This window comes from Bradyrhizobium embrapense, from assembly GCF_001189235.2.
Taxonomy (GTDB): domain Bacteria; phylum Pseudomonadota; class Alphaproteobacteria; order Rhizobiales; family Xanthobacteraceae; genus Bradyrhizobium; species Bradyrhizobium embrapense.
Genome location: NZ_LFIP02000001.1, coordinates 476,869 through 501,860 on the forward strand (window position 1 = coordinate 476,869; position 24,992 = coordinate 501,860).

Below are 24,992 nucleotides of genomic sequence, written 5' to 3' on the forward strand. Positions count from 1 at the left end.
GCTTTACGGTGAAGCGGCCGCGGAAGCGCGCTTCCAGCGTCGCTGTGATCGATATCGGCTCGAACTCGGTTCGTCTCGTGGTCTACGAGGCGATGGCGCGCAGCCTCGTCACCATCTTCAACGAGAAGGCGTTGTGCGGGCTCGGACGCGAGGTGCAGAGCACCGGCCTGCTCGCAACCGATGCCGTCAACAAGGCGCTCACCGCGCTGCGCCGCTTTCGCGCGTTGTGCCGGATCCAGCAGGTCGGCCGCGTCTACGCGATCGCGACCGCGGCCTGCCGCGACGCCAAGAACGGACCGGACTTCATCGCCAAGGCAGAGCGCATCTGCGGCGCCAAGATCGAGATTCTCACCGGACCGCGCGAAGCGAAGCTGTCTGCGCTCGGCGTCGTCTCGGGCGTGCACAATCCGAACGGCATCGTCGGCGACCTCGGCGGCGGCTCGCTCGAACTGATCGACGTCCGGGGCAACCGCGTGCGCAGCGGCGTGACGCTGCCGCTCGGCAGCCTTGCACTGCAGGACCTCTCGAACAAGTCGCTCAAGCGTGCTGAACGCATCGTCAAGAACGAATTGCTCGGCGTTGCCCAGCTCAAGACCGGTCGCGGTCGCACCTTCTACGCGGTCGGCGGCACCTGGCGTGCGCTGGCGCGCATCCACATCATCCAGAGCGGCTACCCGCTCAAGGTGATGCACGGCTATTCGATTCCGGCCGCCGACGCGCTCGACTTCGTGCAGCGGCTGCGGCGGCTCGCGGCCACCAACATGCTGGCCAATATCGAGTCGATCGCCGACGCGCGGCGGCCGCTATTGGCCTATGCCGCGCTGGTGCTCGAATACATCATCCGCGTGGCGCAGCCGAAGAGCATCGTGTTCTCCACCTTCGGCGTGCGCGAGGGCCTGCTCTACGAGATGCTGCCGCCGGCCGAGCGCGCCAAGGATGGGCTGCACTGCGCCGCGCAGAACCTCAACGAATTGCTGTCGCGCTCCGCCCGTCACGCTCAGGAGCTGACGGCGTGGACCGACCGGCTGGTGCGCGTCGTCCGGCTGCGCGAGACCGAAGAAGACCGCAGGCTGCGTCACGTCGCCTGCCTGCTCTCCGATATCGGCTGGCGCGTCCATCCCGATCATCGCGGCGAGGAAACCCTCAGCCTGATCATGAACGGCAATTTCGGCTCGATCACCCATCAGGGCCGCGCCTTCGTCGCGCTGTCGGTGTTCTATCGCTACGCCGGCCTCAGCGAGGAGAACGAGCCGCCGCCGCAGATCCGCGCGCTGGTGACGCCGGCGATGGACGAGCGCGCGCGTGTGCTCGGCGCGGCGTTCCGCGTCGCGCATCTGATCACGGCGGCACGCACCGGCGTGCTGCCGCTGACGCATTTCCGTACCCAGGGTCGCAAGCTGATGCTGGTGTTCGAGCATCGGATGGTGGATCTGGTCGCCGACCGCGTCGGCAGCCGCTTCAAGCAATTGGCGCGGCTGGTCGGGCGCGCCGGCTCGATCGTGCGACGCTAATAATACCCCTCACGCCGCCTTGGCGGCGTGCTTGGCTTTCCGCTGCGCGTGGCGGCGCCAGATCGATCCCACAACCAACACGACGATGATGCCGAGCACGGCGAGCGCGATCTCGCCGCCGTTGCCGCCATGGGCGAATTGCGGCGACATGCCGAGTGAGTTCAGCCAGGAATCCAGCCTGGCACCGAGCGGTCCGGCGAACAGCGCATCCAGCCTCGGATGCACCGCCGGATCGGTCGCGATGACGTCGCCCGCGATCCAGCCGAGCAGCGCGGCGCCGGCCCAGACCAGGACCGGCAGCTTGGTGAGCAGCGCCATGATCAGCGCCGCGCCGGCAACGATCAGGGGAACGCTGATCGCCAGCCCGAGCACCAGCAGCGGCACGCTGCCATTGGCGGCGGCGGCGACCGCGATCACGTTGTCGAGGCTCATCACGATGTCCGCGACCACGACGATCTGAACCGCGGCCCACAGATGCGAGGCCGCGTGCACGCTGTCCTCGTCCTCCTGCTCTGGCACCAGCAGCTTGGCGGCGATCACGATCAACGCGAGGCCACCGACCAGCTTCAGATAGGGAAGCTCCATCAGGCTGGCGACGATGCCGGTGAAGATGACGCGCAGCAGCACCGCCGCGGCGGCGCCGAGAATCATGCCCCACAGGCGCTGGCGCGGCGCGAGCCCGCGGCAGGCGAGCGCGATCACGAGCGCGTTGTCGCCCGACAGCAGAACATTGATCCAGATGATCTTGCCGACGGCGACCCAGAAGGTCGGGGTCGCCATCTCGTTCTTGAACTCGGTGAAGAACGCGCCGATGTACGCCGGATCAAAGATCTGCCACAGCCAGTCCACAGCGGGTCCTATTCGGCCTTGCGACCGCCCCTGGCGGCGGTGGTCCGCCGCTCCCCGGTTCATTCCTACGCGGTCTCGTCGGGAGACCGCGTCATTCCCAATTGTGCGGCGTCAGCCGACGATCTCGTTGCCGGCGAAGAACTGCGCGATCTCGATCAACGCGGTCTCCGGCGCATCGGAACCGTGCACCGAATTCTCGCCGATCGACTTCGCATAGAGCTTGCGGATGGTGCCTTCGGCGGCCTTCGACGGATCGGTCGCGCCCATCACATCACGGTACTTCAGGATGGCGCCCTCGCCCTCCAGCACCTGGACCACCACGGGGCCTGAAGTCATGAAGTCGACCAGCTCGCCGAAGAACGGGCGCGCCTTGTGGACGGCATAGAAGGTCTCGGCCTGGCCGCGGGTCATGCGGATGCGCTTCTGCGCCACGATCCGCAGGCCCGCCTTCTCGATCACCGCGTTGACCGCGCCGGTCAGGTTGCGCTCGGTGGCATCGGGCTTGATGATCGAAAAGGTGCGTTCAATCGCCATGATTTCGTCCTTGTAAACGGTGGCTGGGAGTTGCCGGGGCTTATATCGGCGCGATGGGGTAACGGCAAGCGACCCTGTGACGCGTTAGCCTTTAGTTTTGAGGGATCTTCACGACAAAAACCGTTGTCCGGGCGGTCTCCGGGCAGAGACAGGCTCGGCCAACTTACCGCGATTTCACTTAGGTGAACCCATTCTGACAGCGCCGTGCCGCTGCCGTTCAGCTGCAGCCGCCTAGGCTCTCCACCGATCGGACGCCTTGCTGGCCCCCCATCCGCAAGCCTCACAGGACGTCTCGGGAAACGATGTCACCGCGGGCGCGACATGCGCGCCCATACCTCGAGGAGACGATCATGCTACGCAAATTATCGCTCGCTGCCGTTGCCGCAATTTCGCTCGGTGCCGCCGCGCTCGCCCCGACCTCCGCCTCGGCCTGGGGTGGCTGGCATGGCGGCTGGCACGGTGGATGGCACCACGGCTGGTGGGGCGGCCCGCGCGTCATCGTCGGAGGCCCGGCCTATTATGGCGGATACGGCTATGGCTATGGCGGCTGCTATGTCCGCCGCGTCGTGCCGACCCCGTGGGGTCCGCGCTGGCGCCTGGTCAACCGCTGCTACTGATCCATCCGTTCTGTCGACTGCTCCCCCAACTGACTCAGCCCCGGCCTCGCGCCGGGGCTTTTTTCATGCCCGCAGGGGAACCGGCCGCGTGACGCCGCTCACCACCACCCCAAGGCGAGAGTAAGGCGGCGCGGAAACCAAATTCAGGGTCGCGACTTGTCATGGCAAGAATTTATTCGAATACGCGAGGTGGAACTCGCCAACAACCATACCAAGAGATCGACCATGACGATGCCCATGACCCAGATCGAAAATGATCCCGATCAGATGGATCACAAGACCTGCCGTTACATCTGCGACGCCGTGGGTGAACGGCTACAGCAAAGCATGCGGCCAGAGCCCGCGCTGTCCTCCCGCCTGCAGCAGCTCCTGGACGAGATGCAACGACGCGAAGCCGATCGCCATTAATGCCATTTAATGTTAGAGGCTGACCAGCAGCCAATTTGCGCTTTTGCAACAGCTACCCGGAGAGATTTACGGGTTGCGTTTCGCAGCGGGTCCGGTGACAACGCTGCATGCTCTCCATCACTGACATTTCAGTCCGGATCGCCGGGCGGCTGTTGATTGATCACAGCTCTGTGCAAATCGCGCCCGGCGCGCGGGTCGGATTTGTCGGCCGTAACGGCGTCGGCAAGTCGACGCTGTTTCATGCCATCCGGGGCGACCTCCCGATCGAGAGCGGCAGCATCGCGCTGCCGCCGCGGTGGCGGATCGGCAGCCTTGCGCAGGAAGCGCCTGACGGCCCCGAAAGCCTGATCAACGTCGTGCTGAAGGCCGATCTGGAGCGCGACGCGCTGCTGCGCGAGGCCGAGACCGCGCACGATCCGCACCGGATCGCCGAGATCCAGACCCGGCTGGTCGACATCGACGCCCACTCCGCCCCTGCCCGCGCCGCGGCGATCCTCGCCGGCCTCGGCTTCTCGACATCGGACCAGGCACGGCCGTGTGCGGAATTTTCCGGCGGCTGGCGCATGCGCGTGGCGCTGGCGGCGACGCTGTTCTCCGCGCCCGATCTGTTGCTGCTGGACGAGCCGACCAACTATCTCGATCTCGAGGGCACGTTGTGGCTCGAGAACCACCTCGCCAACTACCCGCGCACGGTGATCGTGATCAGCCATGACCGCGATCTCCTCGACACTTCGGTTGATCAGATCCTGCACCTCGATCGCGGCAAGCTCACGCTCTACAAGGGCACCTACTCCTCGTTCGAGGAGCAGCGCGCCGCGCGCGAATTGCTCGACGCCAAGCACGCCAAGCGGCAGGCCGATGAACGCAAGCGCCTGCAGGACTTCGTCGACCGCTTCAAGGCCAAGGCCTCCAAGGCGCGGCAGGCGCAATCGCGCGTCAAGATGCTGGAGCGGATGAAACCGATCACCGCGCTGGTGACCCAGGACGTTCGCGAGATTTCGTTCCCGGCGCCGGAGAAGCTGCTGTCGCCGCCGATCATCGCGGTCGATGACGTCTCGGTTGGCTACGAGCCGGGCAAGCCCGTGCTCAACCGCGTGACGCTGCGCGTCGACACCGACGACCGCATCGCGCTGTTGGGCGCCAACGGCAACGGCAAGTCGACGCTGGTCAAGCTGCTGGCGGGCAAGCTCGCGCCGTTCACCGGCAGGATCACGCGGGCGGATAAACTGTCGGTCGGCTATTTCGCCCAGCATCAGGTCGACGAGCTCAATCTCGACGGCTCGCCCTATGATCACATCCGCAAGCTGATGCCCGAGGCGCCGGAGAGCAAGGTGCGCGGCCGCGTCGGCGCGATCGGCTTCTCCGGCAAGGCCGGCGACACGCTGGTGAAGAGCCTGTCGGGCGGCGAGAAGGCGCGGCTGCTGCTCGGGCTGGCGACGTTCTACGCCCCCAACATGATCATCCTGGACGAGCCGACCAACCATCTCGACATCGACAGCCGCGCGGCACTGGCGGAGGCGATCAACGAATTTCCCGGCGCCATCATGATGGTCTCGCACGATCGCTACCTGATCGAGGCCTGCGCCGACCGCCTGTGGGTCGTGGCTAACCAGACCGTGACGGCATATGACGGCGATCTCGACGACTATCGACGCATGATCCTGTCGGCCAATGACGGACGGACCGTGTCGCGTGAGCGCGTCAAGGAGCCGGCACGGCCGGAACGCGCCCGCAATGAGAAGCGCGCTTCACCGAGGCAGCGCGTCGCACAGGCCGAGAGCGAGATCGAGCGCATCAACGGCATCATCGCCAAGATCGATACCGCGCTCGCGCTGCCCGATATTTTCACCCGCGATCCCAAACAGGCCGCACAGCTGACCAAGGCGCGCGCCGGCGCCGAGAGCGCGTTGCAACGCGCCGAGGAGGAATGGCTGGAAGCGAGTTCCGAGCTCGACGAAGCCGCAAACTAGATTTGATCCGCCGGACGGAGCTGCGGCGAAAATGCCCTAACCGTGCGCGGTCTTTTTCTTCTTCGGCTTCGCGGGCTTCGGCTCGGGCGCAGCATCCGGGCCACGCTCGACCGATGTCAGGCGCCCCGAATTGAACGTGTAGATGCCGGCGCGCGCGCCGCGCGACCAGGTCACGACCGCGACGCGCTCGCCGCCCGGCGCGCTGGACAGGTTCACGCTGTCGGGGGCGCCGATGCCGCGCACGACGTCGCATTCGGTGTGGCCGAGTGCGACGCTGCCGCCGGTCGGCTGCGGCGGCGCACCGGGCGCCTGCGCGTTGGCGTCAGCGGCACCCGCGGGCGGCGCCATGCCGGGACAGCTTCCGTCGGCGCTGACGAGATCGTCGTTGGTCACCGGCTTGTCCGGCGTCAGCGGCGGCGATTCGATCGAGATGTTGCGGATGAACACCCGTCCAGGGCGCGAGAACCAATCCGCGTCACGCGAAAAGATGTCGGATGCGCTCGAGCAGCCGGCAAGGCCAGGTGCAAGCACCAGCAACGCCAGCAGCGACTTCCGACTGAATGTTCCGTCTCGCACGATCGACAAGGCTCCTCATCCCTCTACCTAAGGGCTTGTCCGAACATCACTTTGCGGCATGACCGTGACCCGCCCCAAGCCCCGTCTCAGGAAACGTCGAATTATCATTAATTAGTCGATATCGCTATTGGCGCCGCTGCCAGCGTCCCCGCTCGTCGGTCTGCCAATAGGTGACCTCGAAGCCGCGTGCCTTGCAAGCGGTCCAGCTCTCCCGCGCCGAAGCTACCGCGTCCGGGTCGTCGCCGTTGAACACCAGGACGATCCGCTCGTAGCTGTCGCAGTCGGCCGGGAGCGCCGCATTGTCGACCAGGAACCGGACATTGGCCCGATTCGGATTGCCCTCCTCGATCGACAGGAGGATCGGCTGATCCTGCGCGTCGGCAACGCGGGAGCTCGCATGCGGCAGGAACGAATCGTCGCTGTAGGTCCACAAATGCGCGTCGAGCGTCTCGGCGCGCTCCTGCGACGTCGATTGTACGACCACCCGCCAGCCGCGCTCGAGCGACTTCTCGAGCAGCGGCGGCAGCACGCTCTCCAGCGTCATGTTCTGCAGATGGTAGAACAGAACCTCGGTCATGCTCCGGCCGATACTCTATGATTTCCTGGCTTCATAATATTCGGAGACGAGCCGATCGAGCAGCCGGACGCCGTAACCCGAGCCCCAGCTCTGATTGATCTCGGTCTTCGGCGCGCCCATCGCGGTGCCGGCGATATCGAGATGAGCCCAGGGCGTGCCGTCGACGAAACGCTGCAGGAATTGCGCCGCCGTGATCGAGCCGCCATTGCGTCCGCCGGTGTTCTTCATGTCGGCGAATTGCGAGTCGATCTGCTTGTCGTATTCGGGACCGAGCGGCATGCGCCAGACTTTCTCACCGGTCTCCAGACCGACCTTGGTGAGGCGCTCGGCGAGCTCGTCATTGTTGGAGAACAGGCCGGCGTGATCGGTGCCGAGCGCGACCATGATCGCGCCGGTCAGCGTTGCGAGATCGACCATGAATTTCGGCTTGCACTTCTTGGCGACGTACCAGAGCACGTCGGCGAGCACGAGGCGCCCCTCGGCGTCGGTGTTGATGATCTCGATGGTCTGGCCGGACATCGAGGTGACGATGTCGCCCGGACGCTGCGCGTTGCCGTCGGGCATGTTCTCGACGAGCCCGATGGCGCCGACCACGTTGACGCGGGCCTTGCGCGCCGCCAGCGCGTGCATCAGCCCGACCACACAGGCCGCACCGCCCATGTCACCCTTCATATCCTCCATGCCGCCGGCCGACTTGATCGAGATGCCGCCGGTGTCGAAACAGACGCCCTTGCCGACGAATGCGACCGGCGCCTCGCTCTTCTTGCCGCCGTTCCAGCGCATGATCACGGTGCGGCTGGGCCGGACCGAGCCTTGCCCGACGCCGAGCAGCGCGCCCATGCCGAGCTTGGTCATCGCCTTGACGTCGAGCACCTCGACGGTGACGCCGAGCTTGCGCAACTGGCTGGCGCGGCGCGCGAACTCCTCGGGGTACAGCACGTTCGGCGGCTCGTTGACGAGCTCACGCGCGAGGTTCACGCCATCGACGATGGACGATTCGGGCGCAAACGCCTTCCTGGCAGACGCGACGTCGTCGACCGCGATCGAGACATCGGCCTGCACGGTGCCGTCCTCGCCGTCCTTCTTCTTGGTCTTGTAGCGGTCGAACTTATAGGCGCGCAGCCGGATACCGGTGGCGATCGCGGCCGCCTGGTCAGCTGTCATCGCCGCATCGGGCAGTTCGGCGATGATGGTCATCGCGCCGCTGCCGGCGTTCAACTTGCCGGCCGCCACGCCGCCGAATTTGAGCAGATCCTTCTCCTTCAGCTCGGCCGCCTTGTCGGTGCCGATCACGATCAGCCGGTCGACCTTGATTCCCTCTGGCGCCAGGATATCCAGGGCCGCCCCGCTCTTACCCTTGAACTGGTTGGCTGCCGCGGCGCGCTTGACCGTCTCGGCGGCAGCTCCCAGCGCCTTCCGGGTGGCGGTTCCCAGCTTCAATTGCTGATCGCAGAAGGCAACCAGAATGCCGCGGGCAGGCGCGGAGAACGGGACAAAGCCGACCTTGACGGCGTCGGACATAGGAAAATCCTCCAAAACTCAGGGTGTTGCTCGGGCCTGAGGCGGCCCTTCCGGCACGCGGGGGTGAGCATTGCGATGGCGGTCCGGGGCGACCCGGACCAAGCTTCCGATACATTATGACCCGCGGGCTGCGCCGCTGCCAAGCACCGGAGTGGCCGGAAGGCCACAAAAGCGATTAATTAACCATAAATTAAGCGCGCCTTGGCCCGGCCATTTTGTTGACGGATCAAAGGGATGGTAGTGAGATTGTGAACAGAGAGTGAGCCGGACGAGTCCGCGGCTCGACCATAGGGGAACCCGGGTTGACGGGATTGGTCGAAAGCCGTGCGTCTGGTTGCGTGCAGGGGTCTTTGGGGGTCGTGCGGTAGCGATGGGGTCGATCGACAAGTACATCTTCAAAACGACGCTGGCGTCGTTTGCGCTTGTCCTGGTCAGCCTTACCGGCGTGATCTGGATTACGCAGGCGTTGCGCGGCATCGACCTGATGACCAGCCAGGGTCAGACCATCCTCACCTTCCTCGGCATCACCGGCCTCGTGATCCCGGCTTTGGTCCTGATCATCGCCCCGATCGCGCTGATGATCGCGATCTCGCACACGCTGAACAAGCTCGCGACCGACTCCGAAATCATCGTGATGAACGCGGCGGGCTTCTCGCCGTTCCGGCTGTTCCGACCGTTCTTCTTCGCCACCTGCGTGGTGGCGGCGCTGGTCGCCTTCATCGGCGCCTATCTCGCCCCCGACGGCATGCGCCGGATCAAGCAGTGGGACGCCGAGATCACCGCCGACGTGCTGACCAACATCCTGCAGCCCGGCCGCTTCGCCCAGCTCGATCAGAACCTGACGATCCGGATCCGTGAGCGCCTGCCCGGCGGCGTGCTCGGCGGCGTTTTCGTCGACGATCGGCGCGATCCGCAGCAGCGCGTCACCATCGTCGCCGACCATGGCACCGTGCTGAAGAACGAGAGCGGTTCATACCTCGTGCTGGAAGACGGCAATCTCGAGCGATTCGAGGTCGGCAAGCGCGACCCGACGCTGGTGGTGTTTCAGCGCTACGCCTTCGACATGTCGAAATTCTCGCAGGGCCGCGACGTCACGCTCGGCATTCGCGAGCGCTACCTCTGGGAATTGATGTGGCCGGACGAGAACGACCAGACCTATCAGCAGCTGGCGGGCCAGTTCTTCGCCGAGCTGCATGATCGCTTCATGGCGCCGATCTATCCGTTCGCGTTCGCAGCCCTCACCTTCGCCTTCCTCGGCGCACCGCGCACCACGCGGCAAAGCCGCAATTTCTCGATCGGCGGCTCGGTGTTTGCGGTGTTCGGCCTGCGCATGGTCGGATTCGCCTGCTCGGTCATGGCGGTGAAGACGCCGCTGGCGGCGCTGGTGCAATACCTGATGCTGTTCGCCGGCATCGGCGTCGGGATCTGGATGATCGTCGGCGGCGTGGTCGTCGAACCGCCGCCGGCGCTGATGGAAGCGATCAACCGGAACAACGAGCGCATTGCGCGCCTCTTCCGGAGGCCTGCCACCGCATGAGCATGGTCACAAATACGCTCGGGCGTTATTTCGCCGGCCGCTTCGTCGTCGCGGCGGTGGGCGTGTTCGCGGGCATCTTCGTGCTTCTCGTGCTGGTCGACTACATCGAGATGGTGCGCAAGACCTCGAGCCTGGTCGGGGCCTCCGCGATCACGGTCGCGGAAACCTCGCTGTTCCGCGTGCCGCAGTTGCTCGAGAAGCTGATGCCGTTCTGCGTGCTGATCGGGGCGATGACTTGTTATCTTGCGCTGTCGCGGCGGCTGGAGCTCGTCGTCGCACGCGCTGCCGGCGTCTCGGCCTGGCAATTCATCTCGCCGGCGCTGGCCAGTGCGATCGTGCTCGGCATCTTCGCGACCACCGCCTACAATCCGGTGTCGGCCAATCTGCGCGAACTCTCCAAGCGGATGGAGGCCGAACTGTTCGGCTCGGCGCCCGGCGGCGGCATCCAGGACGCGTCCGGCTTCTGGCTCAACCAGATCAACGACGAAGGCCAGGCGATCATCAATGCGGCGCGCAGCGAGCAGCAGGGCATCCGGCTGACCGGCCTCACGGTGTTTCGATTCGATACGGCGCTGCAGTTCAAGGAGCGAATCGAAGCGCGCGAAGCGACGCTCGAAGAAGGCCGCTGGGCGTTCACCGGAGTACGCCGATACACCCTCGACAAGGCTCCGGTGGATCAGGACACCTTCTACCTGACGACCACCCTCACCCCGGCGCAGGTGCGCAACAGCTTCTCCACCCCCGAAACTGTGTCCTTTTGGCAACTGCCGAACTACATCCGTTCGTCGGAGAGTTCAGGGTTCGCGACGGCTGGCTATCGCTTGCAGTATCACAAGCTCATCGCACAGCCGTTTTTGCTGGCTGCGATGGTGATGTTGGCGGCTTCTGTGAGCCTCCGCTTCTTTCGGATGGGCGGCGTGCAGAAGATGGTTTTGAGTGGCGTGGGCGCAGGCTTTCTGCTCTACGTGCTGTCGAAAGTAACTGAAGATTTGAGCAAGGCTGAGTTGATGCATCCCATCGCTGCGGCGTGGTTGCCTGTCGTTGTGGGTAGCCTCACCGGTTTCTTGGCCTTGTTGTACCAGGAGGACGGGTAGTGGCTACTGTCGCCGCCCGCCAGTTGAGGTCGCCTGCATTCGGGCGGCGCAGTGTACTGCGCCGTCAACGGAGCTGCTTGGCCCCGTTTGGCGTTTCGATCTCTGCTCTCGTTGCCGCGTTCTTCGTGGTCAGCGCGCTCGATGTCGTCGCATCGACGCCGGCTGCCGCGCAGGCATTCACCTACAATCCGCGTCCGCCGAAGCCGGTCCGCCCGCCGGCCAAGAATGACGGGCAGATGCTCGTTCAGGCGACCGAGGTCGATTACGACTACAACAACAGCCGCATCTCGGCCGTCGGCAACGTCCAGATGTTCTACAACGGCACCAGCGTCGAGGCCGACAAGGTCATCTACGACCAGAAGACCAAGCGTCTTCATGCCGAAGGCAACATCCGCATGACCGATGCGGAAGGCAAGATCACCTACGCCAACATCATGGATCTCAGCGACGACTACCGCGACGGGTTCGTCGATTCGCTGCGCGTCGATACTGAAGACCAGACCCGCATGGCGGCGACCCGCGCCGATCGGTCCAGCGGCAATTACACGGTGTTCGACAACGGCGTTTATACCGCCTGCGCACCCTGCAAGGACGATCCGAAGAAGCCGCCGCTCTGGCAGGTCAAGGGCGCGCGCATCATCCATGACCAGACCGAGAAGATGCTCTATTTCGAGAACGCCCAACTCGAATTCTTCGGCGTTCCGACGGCATATCTGCCCTACTTCTCGACGCCCGATCCGACCGTGAAGCGCAAGAGCGGCTTCCTGATGCCGGGATTCACCACTTACACGGCGTTCGGCTACGGCGTCGAAATCCCCTATTATTGGGCGATCGCGCCTGACATGGACGCGACGTTCAGCCCGCGCGTCACCACGAAGCAGGGCGTGCTGCTGCAGACCGAATTCCGCCAGCGCTTCGCGGACGGCTCATATCAGTTCCGGCTTTATGGCATCGACCAGACCGATCCGCACGCCTTTGCCGGACAGCCGGGCGATCGCCAGTTCCGCTGGGGCGTTGACACCAAGGGTCAGTTCGCACTGAATGACAAATGGGTCTGGGGCTGGGACGGCGTCGTGCTGTCCGACTACTTCTTCATGTCCGACTACCGGCTCGCCCAGTACAAGGACCCGTTCGGCTCGTTCCTGTCGCTGCCGACGGAAGCGATCTCGCAGCTTTATCTGACCGGTGTCGGCAACCGCAGCTTCTTCGACGCGCGCGCGATCTACTATCTCAGCTACTCGGGCAACCAGAACCAGGTCCCGGTGGTCGCCCCTGTCATCGACTACAACAACGTGATCAACAACAACATCCTGGGCGGCGAGTTCAGCTACAAGATGAACTTCGTCAACCTGACCCGCGAAACCGCGGTGTTCGACCCGATCACGGCACAGGCCGCCAACCCTCTCAATCCGTTGTGCACGACCACGTCCGCCGATCCGATGGCGCGCACGCCGTCGCAGTGCCTGCTGCGCGGCATGCCGGGCACCTACACCCGCCTGACCGCCGAGGCACAGTGGCGCAAGTCCTACACCGACCCACTCGGCGAGATCTGGACGCCGTTCGCCAGCGTCCGCGCCGATGCCATCAACGCCGACATCTCGAACCAGCCGGGCGTTTCCAACTTCCTGCCGGTCGGCGACACCCAGACGGTGCGCCTGATGCCGACCGTCGGCTTCGAATACCGCTACCCCTTCATCAACGTGCAACCGTGGGGCACGACCACCGTCGAGCCGATCGCGCAGGTCATCATCCGGCCCAACGAACCCAATGCCGGCAAGCTTCCGAACGAGGATGCGCAGAGCCTGGTGTTCGACACCAGCAACCTGTTCGCGGTCGACAAGTTTTCCGGCTACGACCGCGTCGAGGGCGGCAGCCGCGCCAATGTCGGCGTGCAGGCCACCACGCAGTTCGACCAGGGCGGCAGCATCAAGGGGATGTTCGGACAGTCCTACCAGATGTTCGGGTTGAACTCGTTCGCGGTCGCCGACGTCACCAATACCGGCATCGACTCCGGTTTGCAGAACCCGCGCTCGGATTACGTCGCGAGCCTCGCCTATTCGCCAAACCGCACCTACACCTTCAGCGTCCGCTCGCGGATGGATGAGGCGACCTGGAACATCAACCGATTCGAGGCCACGGCGAGCGCGAATTTCGACCGCTGGTCGATCGCCGTGACCTACGGCGATTACGCAGCTCAGCCGGAACTCGGCTACCTGACCCGCCGCGAGGGCATCCTCACCAGCGGATCGGTCAAGGTGGCGTCGAACTGGGTGGTTCAGGGTGCGGCGCGCTGGGACCTTGAAGCGAACAAGATCAACCAGTATGCCGTCGGCGCGGGCTACGTGGACGACTGCTTCGTGCTGGCAGCCAACTACATCACGTCCTACACCTATCAGGCCGGTTCGCAGCCGCCCGTCCTCAGCCACGCGTTCATGTTCCAGATCGGGCTGCGGACGATCGCCCAGACCTCCACGACCAGCAGTTCGGCTGGCGTGCAGTAACGAGCGGGGGCTTGTATTGCCCGTGGGCCTGCGGCCCCGGTTTGAATGGTTTAAACGGCTGACATGACAACTATGACGACCGCTAGCCTGCCAACGCGCCGCTATCAGCTGGTGTTGAGCTCCCTGCTGGCTCTTTTCCTCCTCCTGGGGGGCGGTGCACGGCTGCATGCCCAGACCATCGCCGTGATGGTCAATGGCGAACCCATCACCAATTTCGACATCGAGCAGCGCGCCAAGCTGAACGCCCTGACCGGCGGCAAGAATCCCGATCGGAAGGCCATCCTCGATGAGCTGATCGACGAGAAGCTGAAGATCAAGGAAGCCAAGAAATTCGGCGTCGATCCCACCGCCAACGATATCGAACAGTCCTATGGTGGCATGGCCCAACGGATGCGGCTGAACAACGACCAGCTGACCAAGGTCCTCGAGAGCAAGGGCATCCGCCCCGATACGCTCAAGCAGCGCATCAGGGCCGACATGGTCTGGACCAGCCTGGTCCGCGGCCGCTTCAAGGAAAGCCTGCAGGTCGGCGAGAAGGACGTCGACACCGCGGTCAAGGGGACCGGCGAGGCCCCCGACGCCGAAGCGTTCGAATACCGGATGCAGCCGGTCGTTCTGATCGTTCCCCGCGGCTCTCCGCAATCCGAATTCGAGAGCCGTCGCAAGGAAGCCGACACCCTGCGCGAGCGCGTGACCTCCTGCGAGGAGGCCAACACCTTCTTCAAGTCGATGCGCAACGCCGCGATCCGCGAGATCGTCGTCAAGACGTCGGCGGACCTGCCGCAGTCGCTGCGCGACATCCTGGACAAGACCCCGGTCGGCCACCTCACCCCTCCCGAACTCACCAAGCAGGGCATCGAGATGGTCGCCCTCTGCGGCCGCAAGGCAACCACCGTGGACACGCCGAAGAAGCGTGAGATGCGGGACAAGATGTACGTGCAGAAGTACGAGGCGAAGTCGAAGGCCTACCTGCAGGAAGTCCGGAAAGCCGCGATGATCGAATATCCAGGCGGGCGATGATCGACTATCGTTGACGCATGGCTCAACCTCTCGCACTGACATGCGGCGAGCCCGCAGGCATCGGCCCCGACATCACGCTCGCCGCCTGGCTGCGCCGCCGCGAACTCGATCTTCCGCCGTTCTATCTGCTCGGTGACCGCGCGGCGCTCGCCGAGCGCGCCAGGATGCTCGGGCTTGCCGTCGAGTTTGCCGAGGTCACCGCCGAGGAGGCATTTGCAGCATTTGAACGGGCGCTGCCCGTCGTTGCGACCGGCAAGGTAGCGACGGCGCGACCGGGCAAGCCCGATGGGACCAGCGCGGATGCCGCGCTGGTATCGATCCGTCAGGCCGTCGCCGATGTCGCCTCGGGCAAGGCCAACGCCGTCATCACCAATCCGATCGCCAAGAACGTGCTGTACCGCGCCGGCTTCCGCCATCCCGGCCATACCGAATTCCTCGCCGAGCTTGCCGGTCGCGGCGGGCCCGCGCCGCAGCCGGTAATGATGCTGTGGTCGCCGGCGCTCGCCGTCGTGCCGGTGACGATCCATGTGTCGGTCCGCGAGGCGCTGGCGCAATTGTCGACCGACCTGATCGTCTCGACCGCACGGATCTTGGTCGCCGACATGAAGGCGCGGTTCGGCCTCGCCTCGCCCCGGCTTGCCGTCGCCGGCCTCAACCCGCATGCCGGCGAAGACGGCACGCTCGGCATGGAAGACGTCGAGATCGTCGCGCCCGCGGTCGAGATCCTGCGCCGCGACGGCATTGCCGCCCGAGGCCCGCTGCCGGCCGACACCATGTTCCATGCAGCCGCGCGCAAGACCTATGACTGCGCGCTCTGCATGTATCACGACCAGGCGCTGATCCCGATCAAGACCGTCGCGTTCGAGGACGCCGTCAACGTCACGCTGGGCCTGCCCTTCATCCGGACGTCGCCCGATCACGGCACCGCATTCGATATCGCCGGCACCGGCAAGGCCAATCCCTCGAGCCTGATCGCCGCCCTCCGGCTCGCCGCGCGCATGGCCGCGGCATCAAGCTAGGTGAGCGCGATCGACGATCTGCCGCCGCTGCGCGACATCATTCGCGAGCATTCGCTGTCGGCGCGCAAATCGCTCGGCCAGAACTTTCTGCTCGATCTCAATCTCACCGCACGCATTGCCCGCGCCGCGGGCCCGCTGGAAGACTCCACCGTGATCGAGGTCGGGCCCGGCCCCGGCGGACTGACGCGCGCGCTGCTTGCGATGGGCGCCAGGCGCGTCATCGCCATCGAGCGCGACGAGCGCGCGATCGATGCACTCGACTACATCGTCAAGCGCTATCCCGGCCGCATCGAGATCGTGCATGGCGACGCGCAGCACTTTGACCCACGTCCCTTGCTTGATGGGGCTAAGGCCAAGATCGTCGCCAACCTGCCCTACAACATCGCAACCCAGCTGCTCGTCGACTGGCTGTCGATCGAGCCATGGCCGCCCTGGTACGACACCATGGTGTTGATGTTTCAGCGCGAGGTCGCCGAGCGCATCGTCGCCCATGAGGACGAGGAAGCCTATGGCCGGCTCGCGGTGCTCGCCAACTGGCGCGCCGAGACCAAGATCTTGTTCGACATTTCGCCGGCGGCCTTCGTGCCGCAGCCGAAGGTGACGTCCTCGGTGGTCCGATTGATACCGCGCGCCGCGCCGGAGCCGTGCGACCGCCGCATGCTCGAGCAGGTCGCCGCTGCCGCCTTCGGCCAGCGCCGCAAGATGCTGCGCCAGAGCCTGAAATCACTGTCGGTCGATCCGGCGCGGCTTGCCGCCGCAGCGCAGATCGACGCGACGCGGCGCGCCGAAACCATTCCGGTCGCGGGCTTTGTTGCCATGGCCAGGGAATTGGCCGATATACGGTCCACAAAATAGAACATCAGGAGAAAACGTAATGGCGCGAATGGTTCGCCAATCCCTCGTCAAATTCGATGCACCGCTGTGCGAAACCATCGTCGACACGCCCAAACCGCAGGGACGCGAAGTGCTGGTGCGCATCGAACGCTGCGGCCTCTGCCATTCCGATCTCCACATCCAGGACGGTTACGCCGATCTCGGCGGCGGCAAGAAGCTCGACACCACCCGCGGCATGACCCTGCCCTTTACGCTCGGCCATGAGATCGCGGGCGTCGTCGACGAGGTCGGCCCCGATGCGCCGAAGGATCTGGTCGGAACGAAGAAGGCGGTATTCCCCTGGATCGGCTGCGGCCAGTGCCGCGACTGTCTCGCCGGCGACGAGAATCTCTGCGTCAAGCAGCGCTTCCTCGGCGTCTCCATCGACGGCGGCTTCGCCACCCACGTGCTGGTGCCTGACGCGAAATACCTGCTCGATTACGATCCGCTGCCGGTCAATCAGGCCGCCACGCTGATGTGCTCCGGCGTCACCGCTTACGGCGCGCTGAAGCGCCTGGTCGATCGTCCGCGTCAGCGCAATCTGCTGCTGATCGGCCTCGGCGGCGTCGGCATGATGGGCCTGTCGTTCGCACAGGCGATGTTCAAGCAGCCGATCACCGTTGTCGATCTCAGCCCGGCGGCGCGCGAGACCGCGTTGAAGAACGGCGCGGCCGCGGCCTACGATCCCGCGGAGCCCGACGTCGTCAAGCGCATGCTGAAGGAGAGCGACGGCGGCTTCGACGGCGTCGTCGACTTTGCCGGCAACGAGAAGTCGATGGCGTTTGCGGTATCGACGGTCGCGCGCGGCGGCAAGATCGTGGTGTCGGGCCTGATGGGCGGCAACTTCTCGCTGCCGATGGTGCAGTGGGTCTACAAGCGCATGACCATCGAAGGCTTCATGGTGGGCACGCTGGCCGAAGGCCAGGAGCTGATGGCGCTGGCCCGCGCCGGCAAGATCAAGCCGACGCCGATGAAGGAAGAGCCGATGGCCGACGTCCAGAAATGGATCGACGAGCTGCGCGCCGGCAAGGTCGTGGGACGTATCGTCCTTAAGAACTAAGGCACGGATCCGGGAAGGTGCGCAGCGGTTTGTCTGCGACAAACACGAAGCGCTTCCACGAAGATCATGTTCAGACAAGACGTCGCGCCGGCGTTGCCATCGCCGGCGGGACGCAACGGTCTTGCTGCAGTAACGCCAGTTCTGGCCCGTCGGAACCTGACAGCCGACCGGGCAATCATTCAGCTCGCGTCCCAGCCTCCAGCGCGCCGCAATTGCGGTACGCCGCGAGCCTCAATTAAGCCCCACCCGTTCCGGATTTGCGGCGCATTGCGACCCAACTCTTTACCGAGATTGGCGTCACCAGCGTTTTGCGTAAAAAAGAATACCGGGGACGCGTATGTCAAATCGTTCAGCGAAATTCGCGGCCGCGCTTGCCGCCAGCATGTTGGCCGGCGCCTTCAGCGCCATGGCCCAGAACGCCGCCGATACGGCGAGCACCACTACTGCGAATGCCAAGACGGCTGACAAAACGGCTGACACCTGTCAGTCCGCGCCGAAGGGAACCGCACCTGCGGGAAGCCACTGGTTCTATCACCTCGACCGCAGCACCCAAAAGAAGTGCTGGTATCTCGGTGACGCCAAGGCCAAAACCGTCGCCAAGGCCGACGCCAAGACCAACGCGAAGACCACGACAGCGCAGCAGCAGCCTGCGGCCGCGCCCGACACGGCGACGGCCGACGCAACCCCGCCACAGGGCCAACCGGCGCCCCAGCCGGCCATGCGCAAGTCCGTCGCCGATGCCCATGCCGAATGGCCCTCACCGCAGGCCGTGGCCGCGCCGGTCGCCCCTGCCGGTCAAGCCGGCGGTGCGGCAGCGACGACCGATCCGGCGGCGTCAGGCACGAACGCCCAGGCGTCCGATGTGAACGCCAGATGGCTGGATGCGTCGAGTATGGCCGGCACCAACGGAACCCGTCACACCGCGGACCAGCCGACCGTGCTCGCGCAGGCCGATACGACGGCGCAACAGGCGGCCGCGCCGGCACAGGCCACCGCCCCCGCGACAGCGGAGGCGTCCCCCGACAAGTCTTCATCCTCGACCCAGATGCTGCTGATCGTGATGGTCGGCGCGCTGGCACTGGCCGGCCTGGTCAGCGCGCTGGTGTTCCGGCTGACCCGCACCCGCACGCCGCCTTACGAGATCAGCGACGAATGGCGTGCGCCCTGGGATTCACTCCACACCGAGCCGGCGCCGCCGATGGCAGTCGTCAGCCGCGACCGTCCGCTGCGCCTGTCGGAGGCCGCGCCGCGCCGGTCAGAGACACCGGTTCCGCGCCGCGCCGAGACGCCGGCTGCTCGCCGCGAGACGACGGCGCGCGAGCCGGATCAAACCGAGCAGGACAACAAGCAGATCGCCGCGATGCTGCAGCGGCTGGCGCGCAGCGCGGCGAATTAGAGGGCAGATGAGACATGATGCGATCCCCGGATCGCATCATGGTTCCGAAGCGTTACTTCTCGAGCTGACGCTGCAGGCCGCGCACGAACTCGGTGAGGCCGGTGCGGCGTTCTCGCTTGAGACGCTCGGCCTTCAGGATCGACTGCACCTCGGCAAAGGCGTCGTCGACGTTCTGGTTGACGACGATGTAGTCGTATTCCGCCCAGTGGCTCAGCTCATGGGTGGCGCGGTTCATCCGCCCGCGGATGACCTGTTCGGAATCCTGCGCACGGGTGTGAAGCCGCTTCTCGAGATCGGCGGCTGACGGCGGCAGGATGAAGACGCTGACCACGTCGGCGCGCGCCTTCTCGCGCAACTGCTGGGTGCCCTGCCAGTCGATGTCGAACAGCACGTCCTCGCCGGCCGCGAGCGCAGCCTCGACCGGCGCGCGCGGCGTGCCGTAGCGGTTGTCGAACACGGTGGCCCACTCCAGCAGCTCACCCTGCTTGGCCATCGCCTCGAACTTCGCCTTGTCGACAAAGAAGTAGTCGCACCCCTCGACCTCGCCCGGCCGCTTCGGTCGCGTGGTCGCCGACACCGACATCCTCAGCCCCGGCATGCGGTCGATCAGCATGCGCGACAGCGTCGTCTTGCCGGCGCCCGAGGGCGACGACAGAACGAACATCAGTCCGCGCCGCTCAACGCCGTCAAAACCCTGCGCCGTCATCTCTCACTCCAGATTCTGGACCTGTTCGCGGAACTGCTCGACCACGTTCTTCATCTCAAGACCGGTATTGGTCAGCTCGACGTCGTTCGACTTCGAGCAGCAGGTGTTGACCTCGCGGTTGAACTCCTGGGCGAGGAAGTCGAGCCGGCGCCCGACCGGTCCGCCCTTGCCGATCATCTCGCGCGCCTGGCCGATGTGCGAGGCGATGCGGTCGAGCTCCTCGCGGATATCGGCCTTGGTGGCGATCAGGATCGCCTCCTGGCTCAGCCGGTCGGCATCGAAGCGATCGGAGGTCTCCAGCAATGCCGCGATCTGCTCGGCGAGCCGCGCCTTGATCGCCTCGGGCCTGCGGCCGGGAGCCGCCTCCGCGCGCTTGGCGAGCCGCTCGATCTCGTCCATCCGCTGCATCAGGATCTGGCCCAGCGCATCGCCCTCGCGGCGGCGCATCTCGACGAGGCTGCCGAGCGCCTGCTCGAACGCCTTCGCCGCCGCCTCGCGTGCCGCCTTGTCTTCGTCCTCATCGCTCGCAGGCTCGACCACCTCGACGACGCCCTTGATGCCGAGCAGTCCGTCGATGCTCGGCGCCACTGCGTCGATCCGCTGCGCGAGCTCACCCGCGACCTTCACGACCGCGGCGAGCACATCCTCATTGATCCGGATGGTCTGCGCCGCATCGGTGCGCTTGACGCTGAGATTGGCGTAGACCGTGCCGCGCGACAGCAACTCGCTGGCCCGCTTCTTGGCGAGGGCTTCCAGTTCGTCCCAGCCCTGCGGCAGCCGCAACCGCAGGTCAAAGCCCTTGGCGTTGACCGACTTCAGCTCCCACTCGAACGTATAGGGACCACTCGCGCCATGGCTTCGGGCAAAGCCGGTCATGCTCGATAGCGCCATCGCGTGGACTCTCCAACAGAAGGATATGGGACTCACCCCGGAGACGACGAGACTCGTGGGCAGCCGGTGCGACCTTAAAACGGATTCCGTGAAAGTGGAATTACGTTCCACCCTCACAATGCAGAGCTACAGCATGATCCGGAAAAGTGTGAAGCGGATTTCCGAAAGACCATGCTCGAACAAGAAGCTAAGGCGCGATGATCGCATCGCGCTTTAGCGCTGCACGACGGGCGGCGAAGTGGTCTGCTGGGCTGCGCCCTGGCGACCGCTGCGCGGCGGCTTCTTCTGATTGGTGGGCTTCGGCGGCGTGGCCGCCGTGGGATTGGTGTCGGCGGCCCCGGGCGCCGCGGCGGCGGGCGCCGGATCATCCGCGGGTTCGACGGTGTCGTTCTGGATCTGCTTTTCCGATGCGCGCAGCTTGGCGACGTTCTTGGCGTGCTGGTCGTAGGTTTCGGTAAAGGCGTGGCCGCCGGTTCCGTCGGCAACGAAGAACAGGTCGCGCGTGCGCGCCGGATTGGCGGTCGCCTCCAGCGAAGCGCGGCCGGGATTGGCGATCGGCCCGGGCGGCAGCCCGTCGATGACATAGGTGTTGTAGGGCGACGGCTGCGTGATCTCGCTGCGCTTGATCGGACGCCCCAGCGTGCCCTTGCCGCCCACCAGGCCGTAGATGATGGTCGGGTCGGACTGCAGCTTCATCCTCTGCCGCAGGCGGTTGACGAACACCGCGGCAACACGGCTGCGCTCGTCGGCGCGGCCGGTTTCCTTCTCGACGATCGAGGCCAGCGTCACCAGCTGGTCCGGCGATTTCAGCGGCAAGTCGGTGTTGCGGCGTTCCCAGATCTCGGCAAGCACACGCTTCTGCGCCTGCTGCAAGCGCTGGATCACCTGGTCGCGCGTGGTGCCGCGCGGGAATTTGTAGGTCTCCGGCAACAACGTGCCTTCGCGCGGAATCTCGCGCACCGAGCCGGTGAAGATGTCGTTGTCGGACAGCCGCGTCACGATCTGCTCCGAGGTCAGACCTTCCGGGATCGTGATGGCGTGCTGCACCACCTTGCCGTCGACGATGGTCGCAATGACGTCGCGCAGGCTCGCGTTTTTCTGGAACGAATATTCGCCGGGCTTGAGGTCGGAGCTCGCCTTCAGCGCAAACACGCTGCCGATGAAGACCCACGGATTGACGTTGATCACGCCCTCGCGCGACAGCACGTCGGCGATGTCACGCTTGCCCGCGCGCGCGGGGATGTTGACGATCTTGTCCTCCTGCAGCGGCCCCGGCGATTCCAGCGTCTGCTTGCCGTAATAGTAGGTGGCACCGGCGCCGATCATCAGGATGATCAGGATGGTGAAGATGGCATTGCCGACGATCACGAAGGGATTGCGGGCACGATCCGAGCGCTTGGGCGGCGGCGGAACCTGTTCGGGCTCCAGCGCGGCACGTGGACTCCTTGGAGAAATGGGCGGCCTCTCACTCATCGATGCAAACCAATATCCTGCCGGTTGAATCGTGGCCGGACAAACCCCTGCCCTGCCAATAGCATACGCCCGCTATTAGGAGTCACCGCGGAATACGGCAAAACGGTGGACTAGTTCTAAAGTCCCGTTCCGATCGAATCGAACCGGGACTTTAGATTGTTTTTGACGCGTTTTCCTCGCGCGAACCGGTACCCACTTCGCTCGAAAACGCTCTAACGACCTACTAATTGGTCACGCGCTGCACGATCACGGAGGCGTTGGTGCCGCCGAAACCGAAGGAATTGGACAGCGCCACATTGACGTCACGCTTGCGCGACGTATGCGGCACAAGATCGATCGCCGTTTGCACCGACGGATTGTCGAGATTGATGGTTGGCGGCACCACATTATCGCGAATCGCCAGCACCGCGAAGATCGCCTCGATCGCACCGGCCGCGCCGAGCAGATGTCCGGTCGCGGACTTGGTCGACGACATCGAGACCTTCGAAGCCGCATTGCCGAGCAGACGCTCGACTGCGCCGAGCTCGATCTCGTCGCCGACCTGCGTCGAGGTGCCGTGCGCGTTGATGTAGTCGAGATCGGAGGCCGCCAGGCCGGCGCGCTTCAGCGCCATGCTCATGCTGCGGAAGCCGCCATTGCCGTCCGGCGGCGGCGATGTGATGTGGAAGGCATCGCCCGACAGGCCGTAGCCGGTGACCTCGGCGTAGATCTTCGCGCCACGGCGCTTGGCGTGCTCGTATTCCTCGAGCACGAGGACGCCGGCGCCCTCACCCATCACGAAGCCGTCGCGATCCTTGTCGTACGGCCGCGATGCCTTTTGCGGGGTGTCGTTGAAGCCGGTGGACAGTGCGCGCGCCGCGCAGAAGCCGGCGATGCCGATGCGCGAGATCGGCGATTCGGCGCCGCCCGCGACCATCACCTCGGCATCGCCGAGCGCGATCAGCCGGGCTGCGTCACCGACCGCATGCGCGCCGGTCGAGCACGCCGTGACGACCGCATGATTGGGGCCCTTGAGGCCGTGCTCGATCGAGACGTAGCCGGACGCCAGATTGATCAGGCGGCCCGGAATGAAGAAGGGAGAGATCCTGCGCGGTCCACGCTCCTTCAGCAGCACCGCGGTCTCGGCAATGCCGGTGAGGCCGCCAATGCCGGAGCCGATCATCGTGCCGGTGGCGAACTGGTCCTCATCGGATTTCGGATGCCAGTCGGCATCGTCGAGCGCCTGCTTGGCCGCGCACATCGCATAGAGGATGAAGTCGTCGACCTTGCGCTGGTCCTTCGGCTCCATCCACTGATCGGGATTGAAGGTGCCGCCAGAGCCGTCGCCACGCGGAATGTAGCAGGCGACCTGGCTCGGCAGGTCGGACACTTCGAAGGTGTCGATCTTCTTGCAGCCGCTGTCGCCGGCGAGGATGCGCGCCCAAGTCGCGTCAACGCCGCAGCCGAGCGGTGTAAGCATGCCCAGCCCCGTGACGACAACTCGTCTCATTTCCACGTCTCCGGCCAGCAATGCGCGGCTCATAATAAGAAGCCGGGGGACCGCTCGATCACGGTCCGTCCGGCCCCGTCAACTTCGCGATCGGCGTCAGCTCTTCGCGTTCTTCTCAAGAAACTTGGTCGCGTCGCCCACGGTCAGGATCGTCTCCGCCGCGTCGTCGGGAATCTCGCAACCGAATTCTTCTTCGAAAGCCATCACGAGCTCGACCGTGTCGAGGCTGTCGGCGCCGAGGTCATCGATGAAGCTCGCGCTATCGACCACCTTCTCGGGTTCGACACCAAGGTGCTCGACCACAATCTTCTTAACCCGCTCGCCAATCTCACTCATCGTTCAACCTCGTTGTTCCATTGGACCCGACCCCAAGACGATACGAGCCATCGTGGTCGTCTCGATTACTCAGTCGCGCATAGTCTTGATTCGGCCCGGTCGTAGCCGACTAAAGCCCCGGCGAACGGCAGGCGTCGCCACGCCAATATACAGGGTTTCAAAATCCTGCAATGGCGTTCTTTGCCCATCCATGGGGGGTTCAGCTATCATACTTCCCAAGCCTTGACTACACGCCTGAACCGGCTCCCGAAAACGGCTTTTCGCCGCATTGCGAGAACCGGCAACCAGCTCAAATCATAGCCATCCCGCCGTTGACGTGAATCGTCTGTCCGGTGACGTAGGCGGCCTCGTTCGAGGCCAGATAGACGGCTGCCGCAGCGATATCCTCGGGTGTTCCGAGCCGCGCCGCAGGAACCTTCGCCAGGATGGTTTCGCGCTGCTTGTCGTTGAGCGCATCGGTCATCGGCGTCTTGATGAAGCCCGGCGCGATGCAGTTCGCGGTCACGCCGCGCTTGGCGTATTCGGCGCCCAACGTCTTGATCAGGCCGATGATGCCGGCCTTCGACGCGGTGTAGTTGCCCTGCCCCGGATTGCCGGTGACGCCGACGATCGAGGTGATCGCGATGATGCGGCCGAAGCGCTTGCGCATCATCAATTTGGTCGCCGCGCGCGCCAGGCGGAACGTCGCGGTCAGGTTCACCGCAATCACGTCGTCCCAATCCTCGTCGCGCAATTGCACGAACAGATTGTCGCGGGTGATGCCGGCATTGGCGATCAGGATGTCGACCTGCCCCATCGCGGCCTCCGCCGCCGGCACCAGCGCCTCGACATCATCCTTGCTCGAGAGATTGCACGGCAGCACGTGAACGCGCTCGCCGAGCTTGGCCGCAAAGCCGTCCAACACCTCGCGCCGCGTCCCCGAAATCGCGACCGTCGCGCCCTGCGCATGCAGCGCCTGCGCGATCGCGCCGCCGATGCCGCCGGTTGCACCCGTCACGAGCGCCGTCTTGCCAGTCAGATCAAACATCGAATTC

Annotated in this window: 23 protein-coding genes; 12 read left to right on the forward strand and 11 right to left on the reverse strand. The window is 65.0% G+C overall.

Translation table 11 applies throughout. The annotated features are described in order from the left end of the window. Nucleotides 1-8 precede the first annotated feature (8 nt). Nucleotides 9-1,511: an exopolyphosphatase gene (gene ppx / locus AKN83_RS02605; protein WP_050401450.1), complete on the forward strand. Its 1,503-nt coding sequence runs from the start codon at nt 9-11 to the stop codon at nt 1,509-1,511. Nucleotides 1,512-1,520: 9 nt separating this feature from the next. Here ppx and AKN83_RS02610 read toward each other — a convergent pair whose 3' ends face one another. Further along, nucleotides 1,521-2,360, reverse strand: a complete 840-nt coding sequence (locus tag AKN83_RS02610; protein ID WP_050401451.1) for a TerC family protein — start codon at nt 2,358-2,360, stop codon at nt 1,521-1,523. 111 nt (nt 2,361-2,471) lie between these two features. Then, complete coding sequence (gene ndk, locus AKN83_RS02615) at nt 2,472-2,894, reverse strand: nucleoside-diphosphate kinase (protein WP_063695155.1); 423 nt, start codon at nt 2,892-2,894, stop codon at nt 2,472-2,474. A 350-nt stretch (nt 2,895-3,244) separates the two neighbouring features. Between ndk and AKN83_RS02620 the strand changes: the two genes are divergently transcribed. The 3 genes from AKN83_RS02620 (at nt 3,245) to AKN83_RS02630 (ending at nt 5,889) form a co-directional block, all read left to right on the forward strand. Further along, complete coding sequence (locus AKN83_RS02620; RefSeq protein WP_050406602.1) at nt 3,245-3,511, forward strand: hypothetical protein; 267 nt, start codon at nt 3,245-3,247, stop codon at nt 3,509-3,511. Nucleotides 3,512-3,736: 225 nt separating this feature from the next. Then, nucleotides 3,737-3,919, forward strand: coding sequence for a hypothetical protein (locus AKN83_RS02625; RefSeq protein WP_083991961.1), 183 nt, complete (start codon nt 3,737-3,739; stop codon nt 3,917-3,919). A 107-nt stretch (nt 3,920-4,026) separates the two neighbouring features. Beyond that, nucleotides 4,027-5,889 carry an ABC-F family ATP-binding cassette domain-containing protein gene (locus AKN83_RS02630; RefSeq protein ID WP_050406427.1) on the forward strand — a complete coding sequence of 621 codons (1,863 nt, stop codon included), beginning with the start codon at nt 4,027-4,029 and terminating at the stop codon, nt 5,887-5,889. A 36-nt stretch (nt 5,890-5,925) separates the two neighbouring features. Here AKN83_RS02630 and AKN83_RS02635 read toward each other — a convergent pair whose 3' ends face one another. The 3 genes from AKN83_RS02635 to AKN83_RS02645 form a co-directional block, all read right to left on the reverse strand. Continuing rightward, complete coding sequence (locus tag AKN83_RS02635) at nt 5,926-6,474, reverse strand: hypothetical protein (protein WP_083991886.1); 549 nt, start codon at nt 6,472-6,474, stop codon at nt 5,926-5,928. A 115-nt stretch (nt 6,475-6,589) separates the two neighbouring features. After that, nucleotides 6,590-7,042 carry a DNA polymerase III subunit chi gene (locus AKN83_RS02640; protein ID WP_050406428.1) on the reverse strand — a complete coding sequence of 151 codons (453 nt, stop codon included), beginning with the start codon at nt 7,040-7,042 and terminating at the stop codon, nt 6,590-6,592. Nucleotides 7,043-7,057: 15 nt separating this feature from the next. Further along, complete coding sequence (locus AKN83_RS02645) at nt 7,058-8,563, reverse strand: leucyl aminopeptidase (protein ID WP_050406429.1); 1,506 nt, start codon at nt 8,561-8,563, stop codon at nt 7,058-7,060. Nucleotides 8,564-8,933: 370 nt separating this feature from the next. Between AKN83_RS02645 and lptF the strand changes: the two genes are divergently transcribed. From lptF to AKN83_RS02685, 8 genes are all read left to right on the forward strand, one after another. Then, a complete protein-coding gene (gene lptF / locus AKN83_RS02650) occupies nt 8,934-10,100 on the forward strand; it encodes an LPS export ABC transporter permease LptF (RefSeq protein ID WP_050406430.1) in 1,167 nt (388 codons plus the stop codon). Then, nucleotides 10,097-11,194 carry an LPS export ABC transporter permease LptG gene (gene lptG, locus AKN83_RS02655; protein WP_050406431.1) on the forward strand — a complete coding sequence of 366 codons (1,098 nt, stop codon included), beginning with the start codon at nt 10,097-10,099 and terminating at the stop codon, nt 11,192-11,194. Before lptF ends, lptG begins: the two co-directional genes overlap by 4 nt. Nucleotides 11,195-11,292: 98 nt before the next feature. After that, the gene (locus AKN83_RS02660; protein WP_430641500.1) at nt 11,293-13,695 is read left to right on the forward strand and encodes an LPS-assembly protein LptD; all 2,403 of its coding nucleotides are present in this window, start codon (nt 11,293-11,295) and stop codon (nt 13,693-13,695) included. 72 nt (nt 13,696-13,767) lie between these two features. After that, nucleotides 13,768-14,715 (forward strand): SurA N-terminal domain-containing protein, encoded by a 948-nt coding sequence (locus AKN83_RS02665; RefSeq protein WP_050406432.1) that lies wholly within the window; start codon nt 13,768-13,770, stop codon nt 14,713-14,715. A gap of 17 nt (nt 14,716-14,732) precedes the next feature. After that, nucleotides 14,733-15,734, forward strand: a complete 1,002-nt coding sequence (pdxA, locus tag AKN83_RS02670) for a 4-hydroxythreonine-4-phosphate dehydrogenase PdxA (RefSeq protein ID WP_050406433.1) — start codon at nt 14,733-14,735, stop codon at nt 15,732-15,734. Next, nucleotides 15,735-16,589 carry a 16S rRNA (adenine(1518)-N(6)/adenine(1519)-N(6))-dimethyltransferase RsmA gene (rsmA, locus tag AKN83_RS02675; protein ID WP_063695156.1) on the forward strand — a complete coding sequence of 285 codons (855 nt, stop codon included), beginning with the start codon at nt 15,735-15,737 and terminating at the stop codon, nt 16,587-16,589. It abuts the gene before it with no gap. A 19-nt stretch (nt 16,590-16,608) separates the two neighbouring features. After that, complete coding sequence (locus tag AKN83_RS02680) at nt 16,609-17,667, forward strand: alcohol dehydrogenase (protein WP_050406605.1); 1,059 nt, start codon at nt 16,609-16,611, stop codon at nt 17,665-17,667. 337 nt (nt 17,668-18,004) lie between these two features. Continuing rightward, nucleotides 18,005-19,063: a hypothetical protein gene (locus AKN83_RS02685; protein ID WP_050406434.1), complete on the forward strand. Its 1,059-nt coding sequence runs from the start codon at nt 18,005-18,007 to the stop codon at nt 19,061-19,063. Between the two features lie 52 nt (nt 19,064-19,115). On the opposite strand, the gene gmk is transcribed toward AKN83_RS02685, so the two are convergent. The 6 genes from gmk to fabG form a co-directional block, all read right to left on the reverse strand. After that, nucleotides 19,116-19,769: a guanylate kinase gene (gene gmk, locus AKN83_RS02690; protein WP_050406435.1), complete on the reverse strand. Its 654-nt coding sequence runs from the start codon at nt 19,767-19,769 to the stop codon at nt 19,116-19,118. 3 nt (nt 19,770-19,772) lie between these two features. Continuing rightward, complete coding sequence (locus AKN83_RS02695) at nt 19,773-20,660, reverse strand: YicC/YloC family endoribonuclease (protein ID WP_050406436.1); 888 nt, start codon at nt 20,658-20,660, stop codon at nt 19,773-19,775. Nucleotides 20,661-20,873: 213 nt separating this feature from the next. Beyond that, a complete protein-coding gene (mltG, locus tag AKN83_RS02700) occupies nt 20,874-22,133 on the reverse strand; it encodes an endolytic transglycosylase MltG (RefSeq protein ID WP_050406437.1) in 1,260 nt (419 codons plus the stop codon). 223 nt (nt 22,134-22,356) lie between these two features. Continuing rightward, nucleotides 22,357-23,622 carry a beta-ketoacyl-ACP synthase II gene (fabF, locus tag AKN83_RS02705; RefSeq protein ID WP_050406438.1) on the reverse strand — a complete coding sequence of 422 codons (1,266 nt, stop codon included), beginning with the start codon at nt 23,620-23,622 and terminating at the stop codon, nt 22,357-22,359. Between the two features lie 96 nt (nt 23,623-23,718). Then, nucleotides 23,719-23,958, reverse strand: a complete 240-nt coding sequence (locus AKN83_RS02710; protein ID WP_002716125.1) for an acyl carrier protein — start codon at nt 23,956-23,958, stop codon at nt 23,719-23,721. A gap of 289 nt (nt 23,959-24,247) precedes the next feature. After that, nucleotides 24,248-24,985, reverse strand: a complete 738-nt coding sequence (gene fabG, locus AKN83_RS02715) for a 3-oxoacyl-[acyl-carrier-protein] reductase (RefSeq protein WP_024581467.1) — start codon at nt 24,983-24,985, stop codon at nt 24,248-24,250. Between the last annotated feature and the right edge of the window lie 7 nt (nt 24,986-24,992).

Coding starts and splice junctions, on each gene's coding strand:
- AKN83_RS02695 (WP_050406436.1), bottom strand. CDS start 20,660: ATGGCGCTATCGAGCATGACCGGCTTTGCCCGAAGCCATGGCGCGAGT.
- AKN83_RS02630 (WP_050406427.1), top strand. CDS start 4,027: ATGCTCTCCATCACTGACATTTCAGTCCGGATCGCCGGGCGGCTGTTG.
- fabG (WP_024581467.1), bottom strand. CDS start 24,985: ATGTTTGATCTGACTGGCAAGACGGCGCTCGTGACGGGTGCAACCGGC.
- AKN83_RS02620 (WP_050406602.1), top strand. CDS start 3,245: ATGCTACGCAAATTATCGCTCGCTGCCGTTGCCGCAATTTCGCTCGGT.
- fabF (WP_050406438.1), bottom strand. CDS start 23,622: ATGAGACGAGTTGTCGTCACGGGGCTGGGCATGCTTACACCGCTCGGC.
- AKN83_RS02680 (WP_050406605.1), top strand. CDS start 16,609: ATGGCGCGAATGGTTCGCCAATCCCTCGTCAAATTCGATGCACCGCTG.
- AKN83_RS02665 (WP_050406432.1), top strand. CDS start 13,768: ATGACGACCGCTAGCCTGCCAACGCGCCGCTATCAGCTGGTGTTGAGC.
- mltG (WP_050406437.1), bottom strand. CDS start 22,133: ATGAGTGAGAGGCCGCCCATTTCTCCAAGGAGTCCACGTGCCGCGCTG.
- ndk (WP_063695155.1), bottom strand. CDS start 2,894: ATGGCGATTGAACGCACCTTTTCGATCATCAAGCCCGATGCCACCGAG.
- AKN83_RS02710 (WP_002716125.1), bottom strand. CDS start 23,958: ATGAGTGAGATTGGCGAGCGGGTTAAGAAGATTGTGGTCGAGCACCTT.
- lptF (WP_050406430.1), top strand. CDS start 8,934: ATGGGGTCGATCGACAAGTACATCTTCAAAACGACGCTGGCGTCGTTT.
- AKN83_RS02685 (WP_050406434.1), top strand. CDS start 18,005: ATGTCAAATCGTTCAGCGAAATTCGCGGCCGCGCTTGCCGCCAGCATG.
- gmk (WP_050406435.1), bottom strand. CDS start 19,769: ATGACGGCGCAGGGTTTTGACGGCGTTGAGCGGCGCGGACTGATGTTC.
- AKN83_RS02640 (WP_050406428.1), bottom strand. CDS start 7,042: ATGACCGAGGTTCTGTTCTACCATCTGCAGAACATGACGCTGGAGAGC.
- AKN83_RS02645 (WP_050406429.1), bottom strand. CDS start 8,563: ATGTCCGACGCCGTCAAGGTCGGCTTTGTCCCGTTCTCCGCGCCTGCC.
- pdxA (WP_050406433.1), top strand. CDS start 14,733: ATGGCTCAACCTCTCGCACTGACATGCGGCGAGCCCGCAGGCATCGGC.
- lptG (WP_050406431.1), top strand. CDS start 10,097: ATGAGCATGGTCACAAATACGCTCGGGCGTTATTTCGCCGGCCGCTTC.
- AKN83_RS02625 (WP_083991961.1), top strand. CDS start 3,737: ATGACGATGCCCATGACCCAGATCGAAAATGATCCCGATCAGATGGAT.